This is a genomic window from Microcoleus sp. T3_A4, from assembly GCF_036700465.1.
Classification (GTDB): Bacteria; Cyanobacteriota; Cyanobacteriia; order Cyanobacteriales; family Microcoleaceae; genus Microcoleus.
In genome coordinates this window covers 1-19,158 of the sequence record NZ_JAUBOY010000076.1, presented here as the reverse complement: position 1 = coordinate 19,158, position 19,158 = coordinate 1, and the positions used below count along the sequence as shown (strand labels likewise).

Annotated in this window: 17 protein-coding genes; 7 read left to right on the top strand and 10 right to left on the bottom strand. The window is 44.5% G+C overall.

The window, feature by feature from the left end; translation table 11 throughout:
* Window positions 1-48: 48 nt before the first annotated feature.
* Together QUA07_RS27965 and QUA07_RS27960 are read right to left on the bottom strand one after the other, a co-directional pair.
* Window positions 49-387 (bottom strand): HNH endonuclease signature motif containing protein, encoded by a 339-nt coding sequence (locus QUA07_RS27965; protein ID WP_333331929.1) that lies wholly within the window; start codon window positions 385-387, stop codon window positions 49-51.
* Between the two features lie 5 nt (window positions 388-392).
* Complete coding sequence (locus tag QUA07_RS27960; protein WP_006634749.1) at window positions 393-764, bottom strand: hypothetical protein; 372 nt, start codon at window positions 762-764, stop codon at window positions 393-395.
* A 537-nt stretch (window positions 765-1,301) separates the two neighbouring features.
* Between QUA07_RS27960 and QUA07_RS27955 the strand changes: the two genes are divergently transcribed.
* Window positions 1,302-1,550 carry a hypothetical protein gene (locus tag QUA07_RS27955; RefSeq protein ID WP_333331925.1) on the top strand — a complete coding sequence of 83 codons (249 nt, stop codon included), beginning with the start codon at window positions 1,302-1,304 and terminating at the stop codon, window positions 1,548-1,550.
* Between the two features lie 102 nt (window positions 1,551-1,652).
* Here the strand turns inward: QUA07_RS27955 and QUA07_RS27950 are convergent, their stop codons facing one another.
* The 3 genes from QUA07_RS27950 to QUA07_RS27940 form a co-directional block, all read right to left on the bottom strand.
* Window positions 1,653-2,024 carry a DUF5615 family PIN-like protein gene (locus QUA07_RS27950; protein ID WP_445305921.1) on the bottom strand — a complete coding sequence of 124 codons (372 nt, stop codon included), beginning with the start codon at window positions 2,022-2,024 and terminating at the stop codon, window positions 1,653-1,655.
* Window positions 2,011-2,337 carry a DUF433 domain-containing protein gene (locus QUA07_RS27945; RefSeq protein WP_333144268.1) on the bottom strand — a complete coding sequence of 109 codons (327 nt, stop codon included), beginning with the start codon at window positions 2,335-2,337 and terminating at the stop codon, window positions 2,011-2,013. The genes QUA07_RS27950 and QUA07_RS27945 overlap by 14 nt, the downstream gene beginning before the upstream one ends.
* 132 nt (window positions 2,338-2,469) lie before the next feature.
* Entirely contained in the window at window positions 2,470-2,598 is a 129-nt protein-coding gene (locus QUA07_RS27940) for a DUF433 domain-containing protein (protein ID WP_333331932.1), read from the bottom strand.
* A gap of 858 nt (window positions 2,599-3,456) precedes the next feature.
* Here QUA07_RS27940 and QUA07_RS27935 point away from each other — a divergent pair.
* Complete coding sequence (locus tag QUA07_RS27935; RefSeq protein WP_333331922.1) at window positions 3,457-5,931, top strand: phosphoketolase family protein; 2,475 nt, start codon at window positions 3,457-3,459, stop codon at window positions 5,929-5,931.
* Between the two features lie 25 nt (window positions 5,932-5,956).
* Window positions 5,957-6,727, top strand: a complete 771-nt coding sequence (locus QUA07_RS27930) for a histidine phosphatase family protein (protein WP_333331919.1) — start codon at window positions 5,957-5,959, stop codon at window positions 6,725-6,727.
* Window positions 6,728-6,772: 45 nt separating this feature from the next.
* Here the strand turns inward: QUA07_RS27930 and psaK are convergent, their stop codons facing one another.
* Window positions 6,773-7,033, bottom strand: a complete 261-nt coding sequence (gene psaK, locus QUA07_RS27925; RefSeq protein WP_333331916.1) for a photosystem I reaction center subunit PsaK — start codon at window positions 7,031-7,033, stop codon at window positions 6,773-6,775.
* Between the two features lie 228 nt (window positions 7,034-7,261).
* Here psaK and QUA07_RS27920 point away from each other — a divergent pair, with 228 nt between their 5' ends.
* Window positions 7,262-8,473: an acetate kinase gene (locus QUA07_RS27920; protein WP_333331913.1), complete on the top strand. Its 1,212-nt coding sequence runs from the start codon at window positions 7,262-7,264 to the stop codon at window positions 8,471-8,473.
* Window positions 8,474-8,748: 275 nt separating this feature from the next.
* Here the strand turns inward: QUA07_RS27920 and QUA07_RS27915 are convergent, their stop codons facing one another.
* A complete protein-coding gene (locus QUA07_RS27915; RefSeq protein ID WP_333331911.1) occupies window positions 8,749-14,262 on the bottom strand; it encodes an AAA family ATPase in 5,514 nt (1,837 codons plus the stop codon).
* A 1,075-nt stretch (window positions 14,263-15,337) separates the two neighbouring features.
* Here QUA07_RS27915 and bchB point away from each other — a divergent pair.
* Together bchB and QUA07_RS27905 are read left to right on the top strand one after the other, a co-directional pair.
* On the top strand, window positions 15,338-16,864 hold the full coding sequence (gene bchB, locus QUA07_RS27910) for a ferredoxin:protochlorophyllide reductase (ATP-dependent) subunit B (protein WP_242723164.1): 1,527 nt from the start codon (window positions 15,338-15,340) through the stop codon (window positions 16,862-16,864).
* 51 nt (window positions 16,865-16,915) lie between these two features.
* Window positions 16,916-17,599, top strand: a complete 684-nt coding sequence (locus QUA07_RS27905) for a hypothetical protein (RefSeq protein ID WP_333331907.1) — start codon at window positions 16,916-16,918, stop codon at window positions 17,597-17,599.
* Between the two features lie 75 nt (window positions 17,600-17,674).
* On the opposite strand, the gene QUA07_RS27900 is transcribed toward QUA07_RS27905, so the two are convergent.
* Genes QUA07_RS27900 through QUA07_RS27890 form a run of 3 tightly spaced genes read right to left on the bottom strand, consistent with a single transcriptional unit; the run spans window position 17,675 to window position 18,614 of the window.
* Complete coding sequence (locus QUA07_RS27900) at window positions 17,675-18,058, bottom strand: DUF5615 family PIN-like protein (RefSeq protein WP_333331904.1); 384 nt, start codon at window positions 18,056-18,058, stop codon at window positions 17,675-17,677.
* Window positions 18,055-18,315 (bottom strand): DUF433 domain-containing protein, encoded by a 261-nt coding sequence (locus QUA07_RS27895; RefSeq protein ID WP_332972106.1) that lies wholly within the window; start codon window positions 18,313-18,315, stop codon window positions 18,055-18,057. The genes QUA07_RS27900 and QUA07_RS27895 overlap by 4 nt, the downstream gene beginning before the upstream one ends.
* Window positions 18,312-18,614: a hypothetical protein gene (locus QUA07_RS27890; protein ID WP_333331901.1), complete on the bottom strand. Its 303-nt coding sequence runs from the start codon at window positions 18,612-18,614 to the stop codon at window positions 18,312-18,314. Before QUA07_RS27890 ends, QUA07_RS27895 begins: the two co-directional genes overlap by 4 nt.
* 146 nt (window positions 18,615-18,760) lie before the next feature.
* On the opposite strand from QUA07_RS27890, the gene QUA07_RS27885 reads away from it, so the two are divergent.
* Window positions 18,761-19,051, top strand: coding sequence for a DUF1778 domain-containing protein (locus QUA07_RS27885; protein WP_333331898.1), 291 nt, complete (start codon window positions 18,761-18,763; stop codon window positions 19,049-19,051).
* Window positions 19,052-19,158: the final 107 nt, after the last annotated feature.

Here is a 19,158-nt window from a genome sequence, read left to right as displayed (position 1 = left end):
AATTCAAGTTCGAGCGCCCGAATTCAAGTTCGAGCGGCCGAATTCACATTATAAGTAATTACCCGAACCTGATATAAGTCCAATCATTTCTGTAGCGTCTTCACTCCAAGCAAAATTTTGTGACCATTGTTGAGTGCGCGGATTAAATAACTTAACGTGCTTTTGCGTTACCGGATCTAATGCGTCAGTTTGGGTTACTTTGTAATTATTGCATAGACTACAAGCCAGCCAGAGATTTTCTTCCTCGTCAGTACCGCCAATCGCTTTAGGAATAATATGGTCAATTTCCAATATTCCCAGGACATACATTTGTAAACTGCGACAATAACCGCACCGATTTTGAGCTTGTGCGCCAACTCTGGCTCTAACTTGTTCAGAAATTGCCATTTTGATTATCCTTTCAATGGTTCGAGCAAGCCACGCCGCACAGCTTCATTTAAGGCTTGAGCTTGTCGCAATAGTCGAGTTTCATATATGTGGATTAATGCCTGCAATTCAGCCAGTTCTACAGATGCGATCGTACCGGATTGTTGGCGGTCTAGCAATTCACTCAATCGTTGTTCTTGGAGTGGTTGCAGCCGGAGTTGAGTCTGAGTGATTACTTCTGAATCAGACAGTGCTGATACTGGTTTAGCGGTTGGTAAGAGAAAATTTTCCAGAGTTTCTACTAGAATCTCACTCACGGTGCGGTGGCGTTGCAGCGCTAGTAATTCTGCTTGGTGATAGACTTCATCTGGCAGATTTAGGGTTATTTGGGCGGTCATAGGTGCAAAGCTATGAAACTAATATTTATATTATGCCATATTTTACTTTGAGTATTAGACATCTGCCCAAAAGAAATGAAGAAGGAGCTCGCTTGCTAAAAATACTGCGACTGCGACCAAGTAGAAAACCAAGTGAAATTAGTTTAGTTTTCACTCATCCCAGAAACCCGGTTTTTTTAAGAAACCGGGTTTCTTTATTTGTAAAACACTAGACAAGAGGGCAAAAATAGGTTCGTACTTCAATCCTTAAAATTCTCTGATCTTCCTTTGTCTCATAAACGTCTGCGCGGTTCCATCGCCCCTATTTTTTTTGAGACATATCAACTCAAACTCTTGTCAAGCCTACCTTTTCAGTTTACTTGTCACCCGCCAGCAAAATCATCCTATTTACTTATTGACAATTGCTGCTCTCTGTTAAATTGTCATGAATCGAACATATAAAGTTAAAAATTGTATCGTAAGCAACAGAAAGTACCAAATCTTTTATGTAGGGCTCTACAATGGACAAAAGAAACAAGATTAAGAGGCGCGATCGCTATGGGTATCAATGAAAACCTAGACTGGGAAGAAGCATTTGAGTACCGAGCTGGCTTAACAGTGGAGTTGAAGTCCCAGCCAGGTGTTTTCGATACGATCGCTTACTATGAAGTGATGATGGTACCGCCCATCTGGTTAGAAAATGACCCGCGTCCCCGCTATCCTCACGAACTGCGAGTCGTTGCCCACCAGCCAACTGTGTCCAATGTTTGCCGCATTTCAGAGAGTCCTGTTTTAGTCGCCTCCTAAGTTTTTTTAGCGGGAAATATGGGCGATGGCATCTAGCCAGCAATCAAACCGATGCAGTGATTTTCGGATTGAGATTGCTTGAGTTTACTTTGTGGCGATCGCTTAAGATATAGATGGCGACCCAGAACGATAGACGCGAATCAATTGACCTGTTAATGTTGCAAGTGAGGAAATAGCTTCATTAATGTTAGTCGCCATTCTTGCTAATTCATCATCTGCCTTACAGACAATAATACCAGCATGGTCAGGCTGTGAGCTGTGCAGTCTAATAAAATGACGGCGATTGAGAGTTAAAACAGCTCGATTTTCATCGACTGCAAAAGCTAACACTTCTTCGTCAGGGATTTTTTGGTTATCTTTTCCGGCTTCTTGCACTGTCAGAATATTGTGCCCCATCTGGCGCAGCAATTCTACAACCTCTCTGGGAAATTGTTCGTCACCATAAAGACGCGCCATCATTTCAATCCTCGTCATTTTCGCGGATAGCTATTTCAATTTCATCGGGAAAAGCTGCCGCATAAGTCCAGGCATTTGCTAAATCAGTAGCGGTTAGTGTGGGATAGTTATCTAAGAGTCGAGACTCGTTCATACCCAAGCGACGAAAACTTTCCAGTACCCACACAGGAATGCGAGTGTTTCTGATACAAGCATCACCGCCGCAGACACCGGGAGTCTTGCTAATTCCTTGCCAGGTGTTGGCTAAGTTCTGGGTTAATAATTGGATGATTTGAGCTTTCTCGGTTGGCGTTAAAGCCAGAAGTTGCGCTTCTAATTCTTTGATAGTCATAGAAATTTTGGTACTTATGAAATATAGCGGTTCTCAAGCGTGGTGAGGTATGCGGGCTCCTTCCTATGCCCATGCCCTAGGCCCTATGAGCACCTCATGTTAATGAGAAAGGCTATATGTATGTATTTGCTATTATAGTGCGATCGCCTGGAGTCGAGACTTGTTCATACCCAAACGACGAAAACTTTCCAGTACCCAAACAAGAATGCGAGTATTTCTCCTACAAGCATCACCGCCACAGACACCGGGAGTTTGGCTAATTCATTGTCAGGTGTTAAGCTGTTACGCATCTAAATTGTATTTTTGGGCGGGCGGAACGCCCAACCCCTAATCCCCACAAGAATTTGCTCGAATTTGATTGTCAAATTTAGATGCGCCTCAGCTTAGCTAAATTTTGGGTTAATAATTAGATAATATGTATTGGCTGTTATACGCAATTCCTTTCTCTCGGATCTCTTCCTCTGCGCCCTGTGCGCCTCTGCAATTCATAAAAAAAAGCCCGTTTACAAATGAAATAGCCTTGCTATATCTTTTTAACTTCTGGATAAATCTGTAAATTATAAAAATTGCTCACCCTTTTACCCCGATATTAAACGAACCTCAAAAACTTTAAAACAAAACGAGTCATACCATTTTAGATTTGAGATTTTAAAATTGGGAATGACTGAGGACATAAAGCTTTGGATATGGCCTAAATTTGCATTTTTTTTGATAAGCGATATCAGCCATCTGCCGACACAAACTAAAATCAACTTCCGGTATCAATCATTATGACTTCTACCTTGAGAAGTATCTTTTTGGGAACTTGCACAACACATCCTACCACTCGCAGCACATACGCATCAGGTGCACAGTCCACACTCTACGAAAACTCTTGTGTAAATCCTATTTTATATTGCTTAATTCCTTGATCCCCGGAAATTTCCACCTTTATTCACTCGAAAATGTGCGATGTTTAGCCATAAATTAACATTGATTTAAACTTTGATGGAGACATAAACGAGCTAGAATTCAATAGTTGGTGTGGAAGACATGGAGTTTAAATACAAAATGTCACAGATAACAAATTAATATCGATCGCACTTTACAAAACAATCCAAACTCAGGAGTCAATCGCTGATGATGCTAGGAACAACCGAGATCCCGCAATTAAAGCCGCTTTCCGACTCAGAACTACACAAAATGAACGCCTACTGGCGGGCGGCAAACTACCTATCCGTTGGACAAATCTATCTCCTCGACAACCCCCTACTCAAAGAACCCCTCAAAATCGAACACGTCAAACCGAGACTCCTCGGACATTGGGGCACTACTCCAGGGCTAAACTTCATCTACGTTCACCTCAACCGCATCATCAAAGCCCAAGACCTCAACACCATCTACATCGCAGGCCCTGGACACGGCGGGCCGGGCTTGGTCGCCAACACCTATCTCGAAGGCACTTACAGCGAATATTACTCGAACATTTCCGAAGATGAAGAGGGTATCAAACGGCTGTTCAAACAGTTCTCCTTTCCCGGCGGTATCCCCAGCCACGTCGCCCCGGAAACCCCCGGTTCGATTCACGAAGGGGGCGAACTCGGCTACGCCCTAGTCCACGCTTACGGGGCAGTCTTCGACAATCCCGATTTGATTGTGGCGGCCGTTGTCGGTGACGGGGAAGCCGAAAGCGGCCCGCTAGCTGCTAGCTGGCACTCTAACAAGTTTCTCAACCCAGTTCGCGACGGGGCTGTGTTGCCGATTTTGCACTTGAACGGCTACAAAATTGCCAATCCAACTCTGTTGGCCCGCATTCCGCAGGAGGAATTGGAAAGTTTGATGGTCGGTTATGGCTACAAACCTTATTGGGTGGAAGGTTCAGACCCGGAAACCATGCACCAGTTGATGGCTGCAACTCTCGATACCGCGATCGGCGAAATTAAGGCGATTCAGGAAAAAGCCCGGACGGAGGGCTATTCCGGCCGTCCCCAGTGGCCGATGATTGTAATGAAAACTCCCAAAGGCTGGACGGGGCCGAAGGAAGTAGACGGTAAGAAAACAGAGGATTATTGGCGATCGCACCAAGTCCCACTTTCGGAAATGGCTTCTAAGCCGGGACACGTCCAACTCCTCGAAGATTGGATGAAAAGCTATAAGCCGGAAGAACTCTTCGACGAAAAGGGCAAGTTAATTCCCGAATTGGCAGAACTCGCACCCAAGGGAGCTCGACGTATGGGGGCAAATCCCCACGCTAACGGCGGCCTGCTGCTGCGAGACTTAAAAATGCCGAAATTTGAGGACTACGCCGTTGATGTGCAAAAACCGGGCACTGTAATGGCAGAAGCAACCCGCGTTTCTGGCCGCTTCCTGCGAGACGTGATGAGACTGAATCAGGAAAACGCCAATTTCCGCATTGTCGGGCCTGACGAGACGGCCTCAAACCGCCTCGATCCGGTGTTTGAAGTGACGAACCGGGTGTGGGCGGGGGAAATTTTGCCCGAAGACGACCACATCTCCCCCGAAGGCCGGGTGATGGAAGTTCTCAGCGAACATTTATGTCAGGGATGGCTGGAAGGCTATTTGCTGACGGGACGCCACGGCTTTTTCTCCTGCTACGAGGCGTTTATTCACATCATCGATTCGATGTTCAATCAACACGCCAAGTGGTTGAAAACTACTCGTCACATTCCTTGGCGCAGACCGATCGCCTCTCTGAATTACTTACTAACTTCTCACGTTTGGCGACAAGATCACAACGGTTTTTCTCACCAAGATCCGGGTTTTATCGACCACGTAATTAACAAGAAAGCCGAGGTTGTGCGGATTTATTTGCCGCCAGATGCGAACACTTTGCTGTCTGTAACGGATCACTGTCTCCGCAGTCGCAACTATGTCAACGTGATTATTGCAGGGAAGCAGCCGGCATTACAGTATTTGGATATGGATTCTGCGATTAAACACTGTACCGTCGGCATCGGCATTTGGGAGTGGGCTAGCAATGATAAAGGTGGCGAACCGGATGTGGTGATGGCTTGCGCGGGTGATGTTCCGACGCTGGAAACTTTGGCTGCTGTTGACATTCTCCGCCGAGATTATCCCGATTTAAAAGTGCGGGTGGTGAATGTGGTGGATTTGATGACGCTGCAACCTGCTAGCGAACATCCCCACGGTTTGTCTGACAAGGATTTTGATACTTTGTTCACGAAAGATAAACCGGTGATTTTTGCTTTTCACGGCTATCCTTGGCTGATTCACCGCTTGACTTATCGCCGGACAAATCACTCGAATATTCACGTTCGGGGTTACAAGGAAGAGGGAACGACTACGACGCCCTTTGATATGGTGGTGATTAATGACCTCGATCGATTCCATTTAGTTGGAGATGTACTCGATCGCGTTCCGAAACTGAGTTCTGTAGCAGCTTACGGCAAACAAGCTATCCGTGACAAGCTGATCGAACACAGGCAGTATATCAACGAACACGGCGATGATATGCCGGAAATCCGCGACTGGCAGTGGCCGCACGCGGGCGCGGTTTCGTCGGAAGCGCCGAAGGAAACGAAAGATCCGACAACGACAGGAGATCAAACCGTGCGATCGGGTGCACCGGGCTAGCGATATTCTGGGTAGGGACACGGCAATGCCGTGTCCGGCGCGCGATCGGGGATTAGGACACGGCACTGCCGTGTCCGGCGCGGGCGATCGAGAATCTCTTCTTTCTGCGGTTCGTTCAATAAAAGTCTTTTTCAACAATCAAATAAAACTGCTATATATGAGCTTAAAAATCTACTTTCTACGACACGGTGAAACGACTTACAGCCAAACAGGCGGTTTCTGCGGCGCTATCGACCCAGAATTAACGCCCGAAGGTTCTCAAATGGCAGAACAGTTTGCCGCTACTTACGCGAAATTGCCCTGGGAGGCTGTTTATGTCAGTCCGATGAAACGCACAATTGCTACTGCAAAACCTTTGTGCGATGCTGTGGGAATTGAAATGCAGCTTCGCGACGGACTGAGGGAAATTAAGTACGGTGAGTGGGAAGGCAAAACAGTAGAATCAGTCAAAAAAGAATACGCAGAAGATTATATTAACTGGCTGACAGAACCTGCTTGGAATGCACCAAACGGCGGCGAAACTTCTGTGCAAATTGCCAGTAGAGCTTCCTTAGTTATTGCAGAAATTGAGGAAAAGTACAAAAACGGTAATGTGTTGGTTGTCTCCCACAAAGCCACTATTAGAATTATTCTGTGCAGTTTGTTGGGGATTGATTTGGGACGTTATCGCGATCGCATTGCCGCTTTAGCAGCTTCTGTCAGTATTGTTAAGTTTGAGGTGCACGGGCCGCTGCTGGAAGTTTTGGGCGATCGATCGTACATGGATGAAACTCTCCGCAATTTGCCCGGTACTTGAAATTGCGGGTAGGGTGCGCGCACTGCCTACCCGGAGCGTCTGAAACTAAATCGCCCCTATGTAAGACAATCCTAAAATAGTACCTGCTCCCAAAATATGACCAAAGGCAGTAGTTCCCAAAACTGCGCCCAAACTCAAACCGCCGAACATACTCGATGAGGGCATTGCTGGGCCTGTGGTAGGATTCTGGATGGTTGATTTGCCGATCGCAATAGCTAAAATATTGCAAAGAATCATAATCAAACCGATTGTAGGGCTCCACTCTACGGTTCTGGGGGCAACGGCAAGTAAAATTGGTGTAAACATCGATCGGCTCCTTAAACTTTAGTAAATGAAAATCTGCCTAGAAGATATATCAAAAAAATGCAACTGTTCGCTACACATTGCATTAACAGTTAATTTTTCGACATAGTTCTTAATAATTTTCCCAGGCTCTCAAGATTTCTTAGTCTGTGCAGGCGGATGAAAGTTTGACAACACGCGATTGCAATCGCCTAGCGATCGAAAGAACGAATCAACAGGACATAATCAAGCATGAAAATACTGGTGTTAAATGCGGGTTCTAGCAGTCAAAAGAGCTGTCTTTACGAGTTAAATGATGTCCTGCCCGATCGACCTTTGCAACCTCTGTGGGAGGCTCAAATTGATTGGACTCACCAGCAGGGTATAGCAGAGTTGAAAGTCAAAACAGCAAAAGGCGATCGGCTTGAAGAGGAATTTGCATCCGAGTCTCGCCAAGATGCTATTTCTAGAATGCTGGAGACTCTTTGGAGGGGGAAAACTCAAACCCTTAATGATTTAAAAGAGATTGATATTGTCGGCCACCGCGTCGTACATGGCGGGGAAGATTATCAGCAAAGTACGTTAATTTCGCCGGATGTTAAAAAGGCGATCGCCCGTTTATCTGTTTTCGCCCCCGTACACAATCCCGTCAACCTCGAAGGCATCGAAGCCATTGAAAAAATCCTCCCAAATGTGCCGCAAGTAGCAGTATTTGATACAGCTTTTCACGCACAATTGCCGCCCGCAGCCTTTGTGTATCCCGGCCCCTATGAATGGCTGGAAAATGGGATTCGGCGCTACGGTTTTCACGGGATTAGCCATCAATATTGCGCGCGTCGGGCTGGCGAAATTCTGGGTCACGATTTGGCAGATTTGCGGTTGATTAGCTGTCATTTGGGCAACGGATGTTCTCTCGCAGCCATTCGCGGTGGCTGGAGTGTGGACACGACGATGGGATTTACGCCTTTGGAAGGATTGATGATGGGAAGTCGATCGGGCTCGATCGATCCAGGCATTCTCATTCATCTGTTAAAACAATCCGAGTTTACTGCAGAGAAACTTGATGGTATTCTCAATCGAAATTCTGGTTTAAAAGGGATTTCAGGGGTGTCTAGCGATCTGCGGCAGATTGGAGATGCGATCGCCCAAGGTAATCAGAGAGCTCAACTGGCTTTGGAGATTTACATCCACCGTTTGCGTGCCGGAATTGGTGCCATGCTGGCGAGTTTAGGAGGGTTGGATGCTTTAATTTTTACGGCGGGAGTTGGGGAAAATTCTGCTATTGTACGGGCTGCCGCTTGCGAAGCTTTTGGATTTATCGGGTTAAAATTGGATGAGGATAAAAATCAACAGTCACCGATCGATCAAGATATTGCGGCAGTGGATTCAGCAGTGAGAATTTTGGTAATTCACACGCAGGAGGATTGGGAAATTGCGCGAGAATGCTGGAAACTTTATCACTAATTTATTTTAGGAATTCCTTCAACAGCGATGGCCGATCAGTTTCGCCCAAGGTCAACAATCACCAACAGCGCCACCGAAATATATCTAATTCATCTGCGTTAATCTGTGTTTATCTGCCCTCATCTGCGGTAAAAAAAAGAGAATGTATTAACCGCCCCGGACAATGGATTGACGCTGATTCACCCAGATAAAGAGAGGTAGAGACGTTTATTCTTTCATTTTCCCTGAAACATCATTACTCTTTCAGCAATGCTGTTGGTTGATGGTGGTGCCGCTTACAAAACTTGCTTGGGGGCGATCGGAATTTCAATAATAAACTCGCTGCCCTCTCCTGGTGCAGAAACGCACGTCAATTTTCCGCCGTGAGAACTGACAACAATCGAGTGAGAAATAGACAATCCCAAACCTGTTCCCGAACCCACGGGCTTAGTTGTAAAAAATGGATCGAATATCTTGTGCAGCACCTCAGTGCTCATCCCTGGCCCGCTGTCAGCAATTCTAATTATGGCAGAATTCCTGTCAGTCACCTCTGTAGAAATTGTAATCGTAGGCTGTTGATGAGAGTTTTCCGGGCAATCTCTTGCTACGAGGAGAGCATCGATCGCATTTGTCAAAATATTCATAAATACCTGATTCAACTGAGACGCATAACAAGTAATTAGTGGTAGCGTGCTGTAATTTTTAATCACCTCAATTCCCAAACGCCCGCCCTCTTTTCTCAGGCGCGGTTGCAGCAACATCACCGTACTGTCGATGCCTTGATGGATATCTACCGACTTCATTTGCGCTTCGTCGAGGCGCGAGAAATTCCGCAAGCTTAGCACAATATCCCGGATTCTTTCCGCTCCTACTTTCATGGAATCCAGCAGCTTTTGCAAATCCTCGCTCAAGAATTCCAGCTCAATTGTTTCTATTTCTTCTAGAATTTCATCCACAGGTTCTGGATAGTGCTGCTGATAAAGCTCAATCAATTTTAGCAAGTCTTTAACGTATTCGCTAGCCGGATTAAGATTGCCATAGATGAAACTTACAGGATTATTAATTTCGTGAGCTACACCAGCGACCATTTGCCCCAAACTAGACATTTTTTCCGTTTGGATTAATTGAGCTTGAGTTAGTTTAAGTTCCCGCAAAGTGTGTTCTAAACGCTCGTTTTTTTCATTTAACTCCTGCGTCCGTTCTTGCACTTTCTGTTCCACCGAATTGTAAAGTAGAGCATTTTCCAAAGAAATAGCAACTTGGGAAGAAAGCAACCTTAAAACTTCCAATCTGTGGGGAGTAAATGCTCCGACAGTCAAATTGTTTTCTAAATAAAGAATGCCGATCAGTTTGCCTTGATTGATGATGGGAGTACACAAAATAGATTGCAGTTGGTGTTTAGCGATGTAAGGATCGGCTGTGAATAGTCCCTCAGCCGCCGCATTGCTCAACACCAAATCCGAGCGAGTCCTTTCCACATAATTAATCACCGTCACAGGTAAATCATGATAGTCTCCAACAGGCGTAAATTGCAGCACAGCTACATCTTCAGCAAATACTGACGCCTTAGCTGAAATCAACAGTTTACCATCTCTAACTAAAATCAGAAAACCTAATTGAGCACCCGCATTTTCCAAAGATATTCTCATCAAAGAAGCCAGCAACTTATCGAGGACAATTTCGCTAGAAATCGCCAGAGATGCTTTCATTACCGTTGCCAAATCCAGCACTCTAGCATCGCTGCCAGTAGAAGTATGAATAGTTGTGGTAGTTTGATTGTTGTTAAAACTGCCGTTGATTGGCGTCATTTCCCGCAACTGCGGATACTTCTGTTCTAAATCTTCTACTTTGCGAACTGCACCCCAGCGCAAGTAGCACGAGTGAGCTTCACGCAAGTGGATTTTGGCATATTGATACTTGCCTTTACTCAACCAAAACTTAGCTGCTAGTTCATTAGCTAGCGCTTCATTTTGGACAAACTCATTGTCTTGGGCTAAATTTATAGAGAAATCGTACAGTTCTACAGCTTCGGAATCTTTCTTGGAAATTCGGGCTATTTCTGCTTGTACTAAAAGGTACTTGTGCAGAAAATTTTCGGCACAGTTGTCTGCCCAAATTTTCATCTGTTTTTGGTTTTCCTCTAATTTTTCCAAGTATTCCTTTTGCTTGTCTTCGGAAACATTTGGGAAAACGGCGGCTAAAGTTAGAGAAAAGAAAAAATTCCATTCAGTAGCGGGTATCGCTCCGGTAATAAAAGATAGCTGTTTTTCTACTTCAAAAGCTAGTTGTAGCGCTTCGTTGAAGTTGCCGTACCAGTACATTACCTGGCATTTGCGAATCTGATAAAGGCAGAGCGAGTACAAATTTTGATGAACTTGACAGTTGTGTACGTATTCAGCTTCGCTGATATCTTCGCTTTCAAATACAAACTTTTCAGGAGTTAGTTTGCTCAAGTTACGCAGGATTAACTCTACTCCTAATAAGATATCGGTTACGAGCTGATTTTTGGTTTTTTGGCTGAACTGCAAATACCTGCTTGTGTCGGCCAGAATTTGCGAGATTTCTTTACCTTGAAAAAATGAGTTAGCTATGCGGTTGGACAGGATATAACCCGCATACTCTAAATCTCCTGATTCTAAAGCTGCTTGATATCCTTCATTGCTAATCGCGTGGGAATCTTTGATGTGATTGAACCAGTAATAAAAAATACTGACCAAGGATGAACAAGCTCTGCACTTCAAGCCGATATTGCCAGATTTTTCGCTGAGATTCAGCGAGAGCAAGCCGAATTGATACGCAGCTTTGTAATCTCCCGAAACTGCGTTTAAGAACATACCGTAGCCAGCATAGCAAAGAGAGGCTTCGGGTACTAAACCGTATTGTAGAGAAAGATTGACTCCTTTTAAAACGCTGACTTTCCACAAGTCGGGATTTTTGAGGTACGCCGATGTCAGCAAGTTGGTAATTAATTTGACTGCAACTTTTTTGTCGGGTACAGTCATTTCGGGGGCATCAATTAGGGAAGCTATTTCTCTACCTGCTAAAATATTTGTGGCTGCTGCAAATTCTTCGGATATGACTTTTTGTAGCCCGTCTAGCGGTAAGTCAATGCCTAGCAAGTCCAAAGCTGTGATTCCGGCTTTAACGGCTTCTTCGTACTTCGCCCGCAGGGTGTACTGCACGATCAGCAGGTTGTAAATTTCTACCTTTTCTAAGGCCGATCGCGCTTTTTCCAAAGTTATATTAATAAATTCTTCAGACTTCTCGAAAAAACCGTTTAAATACTCAACATTTGCCCGCTCCATGTGCAAGGCAAAGGCTAAGTCGTAGTGGGCATCCCAAATATCGGCACTCAAACCGTCCATGCCTGCGGTTAAATACTGCAAGGCAGCAACATAAGCAGTGGCATCTTTGGCTCTGCGGGCCGCGTCTAAATTCAGCGTTGCCAGTTCAATTAATTCTCGATCGTCTCTAATTAGCGATCGAGCCACATTCAAGTGATCGACTAATTCAAAGATTCTGTCAGCGCGATATTCAGCCGGGGTGTTTTCTAGGATTTGCCTGCCTATTTTCAGGTGAACTGCCTTTTTTTGCGAGTCGTCGATCAGAGCGTAAGCTGCTTGCTGTACGCGATCGTGCAAAAATTTATAATTCAGAATTAATAGCGGAAACAGCACGTAATCTAATGACTTGCTTTCCAATTCAGAAGTTGGCAGAATCAGTCCCGACTTAATCGCCGGCAACAGGTGAGAAAAAGTTTCCGAGGCTTCTTTTTCATGAATTAAAGAAAGAGTATTCAAGTCAAATTCGTTGCCCAAACAAGCCACCAAACGCAAAACTTGCTGCGTTGAACTTGGCAGTTTTCTCAATTTTTGTACCATCAAATCTACTACATTGTCAGTGATGGCGCACTGCTCTATTTGAGTCATATCCCAATGCCAGCCGCCCTTGCTACCCGACTGTGGCGGGTGAAAAACTAGCAGGTTTTCCTGATACAATGTTTGCAGGAATTGATTGACAAAAAAAGGATTACCGTCGGTTTTACTGATTACTAATTCAGCTAAGGGTTTGACAGATTCTCGATCGCTGTGCAAAGTCTCCGCAATCAAATGAGTTATGTTTTCCACCCCCAGCGGCGACAAAGCAATCTGATTAATGATAGCTTCCTGATTTCGCAGCGTCTCCACAGTCATCATTAAAGGATGAGTAGGACTAACTTCATTATCCCGATAAGCACCAATTAAAAACAGATATTGCGTAGCTTCATCTGTCATCATCAATTCGATCAATTTGAGAGTAGCAGAATCAGCCCACTGCAAATCGTCGAGAAAAATGACCAGCGGATGTTCTGGCTGGCAAAATACACGAATGAAATTTTGAAATACTAAATTAAAGCGGTTCAGAGATTCCGTCGGCCCCAATTCAGATACAGGAGACTGAGCTCCGACAATTAGTTCAACTTCGGGGATGACATCAATAATAATTTGCCCGTTTTGACCGAAGGAAGTGCGGAGTTTTTCGCGCCAAACTGCTAATTGAGCCTCGCTTTCAGTTAACAGTTGCCGCACCAATTCCGAAAAAGCGCTGACAACGGCAGAGTAAGGAATAGTTCGCTTGTACTGGTCAAACTTTCCCCAAATAAAATATCCACGTCTGCGGGTAATAGGTTTGTCTAAAATCTTCACCATTGCAGATTTGCCAATGCCGGAATAACCGGCAATCAGCATCATCTCGCTGCGGGATTTATGCTGTCCTCTTCCCAGGACTGACAAGGGAATTTCTTTTTTCGATTTGCTCTCTTTTTTGATGACAGAAATTTGAGAATTGTCGGTGCGGTAGCCTCGATTATTTGTTGCTGCCACCCGCTCAAATGCCGCTAAAAGAGTTTCAACTTCTCGCTGTCTGCCGTAAAGTTTTTGAGGTATTTGAAATTTGTCGGAAATATCTTGGATGCCAAGAGGAAAATCGGAAACAAACCCAGATGTTTGCCACTGAAACAGGCAGGATTCCAAATCTGCTTTTAGTCCCCAAGCACTTTGATAGCGCTCTTCAGCGGTTTTTGCTAACAATTTCATCACAATATCTGAAACAGCTTTAGGAATTTCTGGGGCTATTTCAGCGAGAGGTACTGGCTGTTTGGCTATGTGACAGTGAACTAACTCCATGGGATCTGTAGTGGGAAAAGGAAGTTGTCCTGCCAGGATTTCATAGAATGTCACGCCGAGGGAATAAAAGTCGGTTCGGTAATCGACTACCCGGTTCATTCTGCCAGTTTGTTCGGGCGACATATAGGCTAAAGTGCCTTCTAAAAAATTAGGATTTTTATTGGGAATATTTTCTAGGTTGGATGCAGTTGAGATGCTGAAATCTATTAGTTTTACTTGTCCTGTAGCAGGATTAAAAACTATATTAGAGGGATTTATATCTTTATGAATTACATTTTTTCCGTGAATTTCGCCCAAAGTTTCAGCAACTTTGATAGCCGTAGTCAGAAATCCTAAAATAGTAAATTTTTGGGAACCCATAAATATTTTTAAAGATTCCCCGCCAAAATCTTCTAAGATCATTGCCAGACTATTTCTAACCTGTTGCAACTTATACACTTTCACAACTCCGTCCAACAGGCTTAAGTTGGCAGTGATCTCATATTCGCGCTTGTATCTATTCAGTTCTTCAGGAGTCGGATAGTCTTCTTTGATAAGTTTGATAATAACAGGTTGGTTGTTCTGCTCGTTGTGGCCGCGGTAAACCAGGGAAGTGCTGCTTTCATAAATGAGAGCGAGAACTGCAACGCCGGGAATTGCCATCATAGTTGGGTTCTCTCAAATTAGGTGTGCTTGGTCAATGTTACAGGAGTTACGCGCGGCGGGCTAGAAACCGGGTTCCTTCGTTGCTAGTCGTTGACAAACCCAAGATTTTTTCGTATAAACCGGGTTTCTTTTCGTAAATCCTCTGTTATTCTTCATTATCGCTCAAGAGCTATCTTTTGGGATGTGTGGGAAAGCAGGCCTTGACAACAAAGAGCTACTGCTGACAAAAGCGCCCTGGGGCTTTCGTCACCTCAGCAGTTAGGTAAACAAAATCACAAATACAGGATTTGTGCAAGGATTTACTCTAATGCTCGATCGCCATTCTGACAACTAAATCATCTCGGATTCTAAGCAATCGCTTGACTTTAGTGGAGCCTCACCACATCTCGTGAAAATACGCAAGTGCTGGAAGATTTATTTTTCTCGGCGATCGCGCACGAATTTGGGGTGCTTCAAAAAAACGACCGGTGCAAATCTTAACTATAATTCGCTACCGAGGCGCTGAGGGAAGTAAGTGTTGCTTCGGAATCTGAAATTTCCTTCAGTTCTATCTATTTTGACCGATCGATTAACAATACTAACTGACAATCAAGCATCCAGGATACAAGCCCCCGGATTCATTCCTTCGCAGACTCAGGACCCAGAAATAAAAAACCTGTATCCGATAAAGAAACCCCCGAATTTATCCGTGGAGTCAATGCTTCCATTCTTTAATCTAAAATCTAAAATCTAAAATCGATTGACCGTTTGAACAGAGTAAATTTGACAAAAAATGCCGAATTATTGCACCTTGTCTGGTGCGCGGCAGCGAACTCTAGGGCGATAGGATTTGCCTAGCTCTGAAGAAAATTGGAGAAAAGATTAAGAATTATTGCCATAAAAGCAAGGTCAATTTGTTGGAATTACGGGCCAAATCCTAAGCAGCCAAGGCTTTTGAGCATTTACCACATCTGGAAATCATCAGAAAGTTACTATTTCTAAAGGATTCATCCGGTGAGAAAATCAGAAACAACCTTAAAATTTAGCAGTAATCGCCCGATCGGGCAATTCTCAACCAGCACCAGGAAAAATACCTATGAAATTGGCTTATTGGATGTACGCAGGCCCAGCCCACATCGGCACTCTGCGCGTTGCGACTTCCTTCAAAAACGTCCATGCGATCATGCACGCACCGATTGGAGACGACTATTTCAACGTCATGCGTTCCATGCTGGAGAGGGAACGGGATTTCACCCCGGTGACTACCAGCGTCGTTGACAGACACGTACTGGCGCGGGGTTCGCAGGAACGGGTGGTGGACAACATCACCCGCAAGGACAGAGAAGAACACCCAGATTTAATCGTGCTCACCCCGACTTGCACCTCCAGTATTCTGCAAGAAGACTTGGAAAACTTCGTGGAACGAGCTCAATTGGATGCTAAAGGCGATGTATTGCTGGCGGATGTTAACCATTACCGCGTTAACGAACTGCAAGCAGCCGATCGCACTTTGGATCAAATCGTCCAATTTTACATTAACAAAGCCCGCAAAAAAGGCGATTTAGTAGAAGCCAAAAGCGAAAAACCATCTGTCAACATTATCGGTATGTCTACCCTGGGTTTCCACAACCAGCACGACTGCACCGAGTTGAAGCGTTTGATGGCTGATTTGGGCATTGAAGTCAACGAAGTTATTCCCGAAGGTGCTTCGGTTCATAACTTAAAAAGACTGCCCCGCGCTTGGTTTAACTTGGTTCCTTATCGGGAATTGGGGATGATGACCGGCGAGTATTTGCAAAAAGAATTCGGTACGCCGATGGTGGATATTACGCCGATGGGTGTGGTGGAAACTGCGCGCTGTATCCGCAAGATTCAGCAAGTTTTGAATGCTCAAGGTGCGGATGTTGATTACGAAAATTTTATTGACCAACAAACTCGATTTGTGTCGCAGGCTGCTTGGTTTTCGCGATCGATCGACTGCCAAAACTTAACGGGCAAAAAAGCCGTCGTATTTGGCGATAATACCCACGCTGCGGCGATGACGAAGATTTTGGCTCGCGAGATGGGAATCCACGTTGTGTGGGCTGGAACCTACTGCAAACACGATGCTGATTGGTTCCGGGAACAGGTAAGCGAGTATTGCGATGAAGTGCTGGTGACGGATGATCACGGGGCGATCGGAGATGCGATCGCCAAAGCGGAACCTTCGGCAATTTTCGGTACACAAATGGAACGCCACGTGGGTAAGCGGTTGGATATTCCCTGCGGCGTAATTGCTGCACCGATTCACGTCCAAAATTTCCCGATCGGCTACAAGCCATTTTTGGGTTATGAAGGTACGAATCAGTGCGTAGATTTGGTCTACAATTCCTTCACTTTGGGAATGGAAGACCACTTGCTGGAAATCTTCGGCGGCCACGATACCAAGGAAGTGATTACGAAGGGTATTTCGGCTGATTCTGATATGGGTTGGACGAAGGATGGACAGGCTGAGTTGAATAAAATCCCTGGTTTTGTGCGGGGTAAGGTGAAGCGGAATACTGAGAAGTTCGCGCGCGATCGGGGGATTGATAAGATTACCGTTGAGGTGCTGTACGCAGCGAAGGAATCTGTCGGGGCTTAGTTAATTGGGTAAGGGCATCTCTTGTTGATGCCCTTGCCGATCTATAAAATCTTGGACAGATCTCTTTCAACCCTTAATTTTGGAATTACTTCAGTGATTTTGAGAAGGAAGATTATTTCAGCATCCATTGCAATTGGTCTTATTGGCGGAACCGTTTATCTTGGCTTTCAGTCGGTAAAAGATAATCGTTTTGTAATTTGGTTCGGTCTTGCCTCTGCTATTGCCGCCCCCGTTGGTCTAAACTTATTTACTTACGCATTTAGGCGTTCTGATAGGGAAATTATACAGCAGCTTGCTAAAGTTCCAGAGATCGAAAGGTTAATAGAGCAGGCTAAAACTCAGGAGGAAAAGATCCAAGTTCTCGAAGCAGAACGTTCACGACTTGCAGAAATTGTAAAAATTGAGTCGCGGCGACAAGCAGCCTTGGATAGGATAAATAGCTTGGAGGGTGATGCTGTCAGGATTTTAGCTGAACTCGAAAATCTCGATAGAGAACTAATTTTAATAGATGAGCAGGTTTGCGGAAGTGCTATAAGTGAGGAAATTAGACGTTTAAGGGAACGTATAAAAGCTCGTGAAGATGGAGATGTCATTCTCCGAATTGGTTCTAGAGTTTATCGCATTGACCGAGATCTTATCAAAGCCTTACCTTTCGGACTTGGAAACCCATTAATTGCATATTTCCGGATCGCAGAAAATTTGGAAAAGGCAATGCTACCTAAACAGCGTCGGTAAAAAGGTTTAGCTGTACGGATGTATCCAATAAAAAGTTGATTATTGAATAAATTTTTCCATTATTTCTGCCCGCATTTAGTCAGATTCATCTTCCGATATTGCTTGATATTCCAAAAGCTGTTCCCCTCGGATAATCCACAATCTACCCGCAACTTCTGCGGCATCCAATCCGCGAATTAATATTTCTACTGCCGCTTGCAAATCTTGCGGTTTCGATTGAGAAGGCAGACGCAGTAACACAATCCCAGAAGAATCAGAAGGATTGTAGCGGAGGCGATTGCCAAACCCCCTATCCAAAGTCACCAAACATCTATCTTCCCTCCGACATATATCAATTAATAATTCATCCGGTGTTGAACTCAAATTTTGTTCCCGTACAGTCGCAACATCATGGCCAGCCAAACGTAACATCGAAACAACGCGGATGCTGCCCAAATTTTCATCAAGTTTTAACTTCACTTTAAAACTACCTTTTTTTCCGCCAGAGGAATTTCAACATAATAATCTCTTGCCAACTCAGCCCCATAAGCAATACAAGCCAAAACGTCTTCTCGTTCAATTCCCGGATATTCCTCAAGCAATTCTTCCAAAGTCATGCCGCTAGCTAGAAAGTCAAGAATGAGAGAAACCCAGATGCGATGACCGCGAATACACGGTTTGCCAAAGCAGATATTCGAGTCGATGGAGATGCGAGACAGTAAATTATTTTGAGTCATGTCTTTTCAATTAGATATTTTCCATCTTCGCGCATATCGGGAATAATTGTATCCCAATTAATAAGTTCTTGATTTTTTATTAATGATGCTTTGACAACTAAGACTCCACCAACATAATGAACGTCGCACTCTTCATCCATATTTGCTGGTTGGCTGTTGCCAGTTTCATCGGGTGGCGAAGCTACTTCCTGCTTTCTCCGCTGCCATAACAGAAAATCAGCAAAGTTGAGGATTTCTTGGAGTTCGATTTCAGAGAAATTTTTCAGTTTGTCAACAATTTGTTCTTGGATAGGTATCACGGCTATTTTTTCCTTGCTTAACACGACCGCTAGATTCAGTTTAACACCAGGCAGGAGCGATCGCCCTTCTCAAACAAGCGTGCGATCGCCCACCTGAAAAATTGCTATAATATCAAATGAGCCAACCTTGCTCTCAGTGAAAAAATATGTCAACCCCTACACAAACTCCCCAAACAAGCACCCTTGAGATAACTATCAATCAGGAACAAAAAGAACTGTTAGAAAAAGCAGCTACCCTGTGGGGTCTTAGTCTGAGCGAATATCTGCTCGAAGTTGCTCTAAATCTAGCCGAAGAACTGCCACTTAAACCAGAAACGATCGTTCTTTCCGAACCAAATTGGGAAATTGTTACCTCAGCGATTGAAAACCCACCAGAACTTAACTCTAAGCTGAAAGCAGCGATCGAGAGGTATCGGCAAAAATACGATCGCAAATAAATAATGGAATGGATTTTTTGCTCAATAGATGATACAGCGGTTCCCGCTGTTATGAGGTACAATCAATAATAATGAAATATCATTGTGTAATCAAACCTAATGAAAGC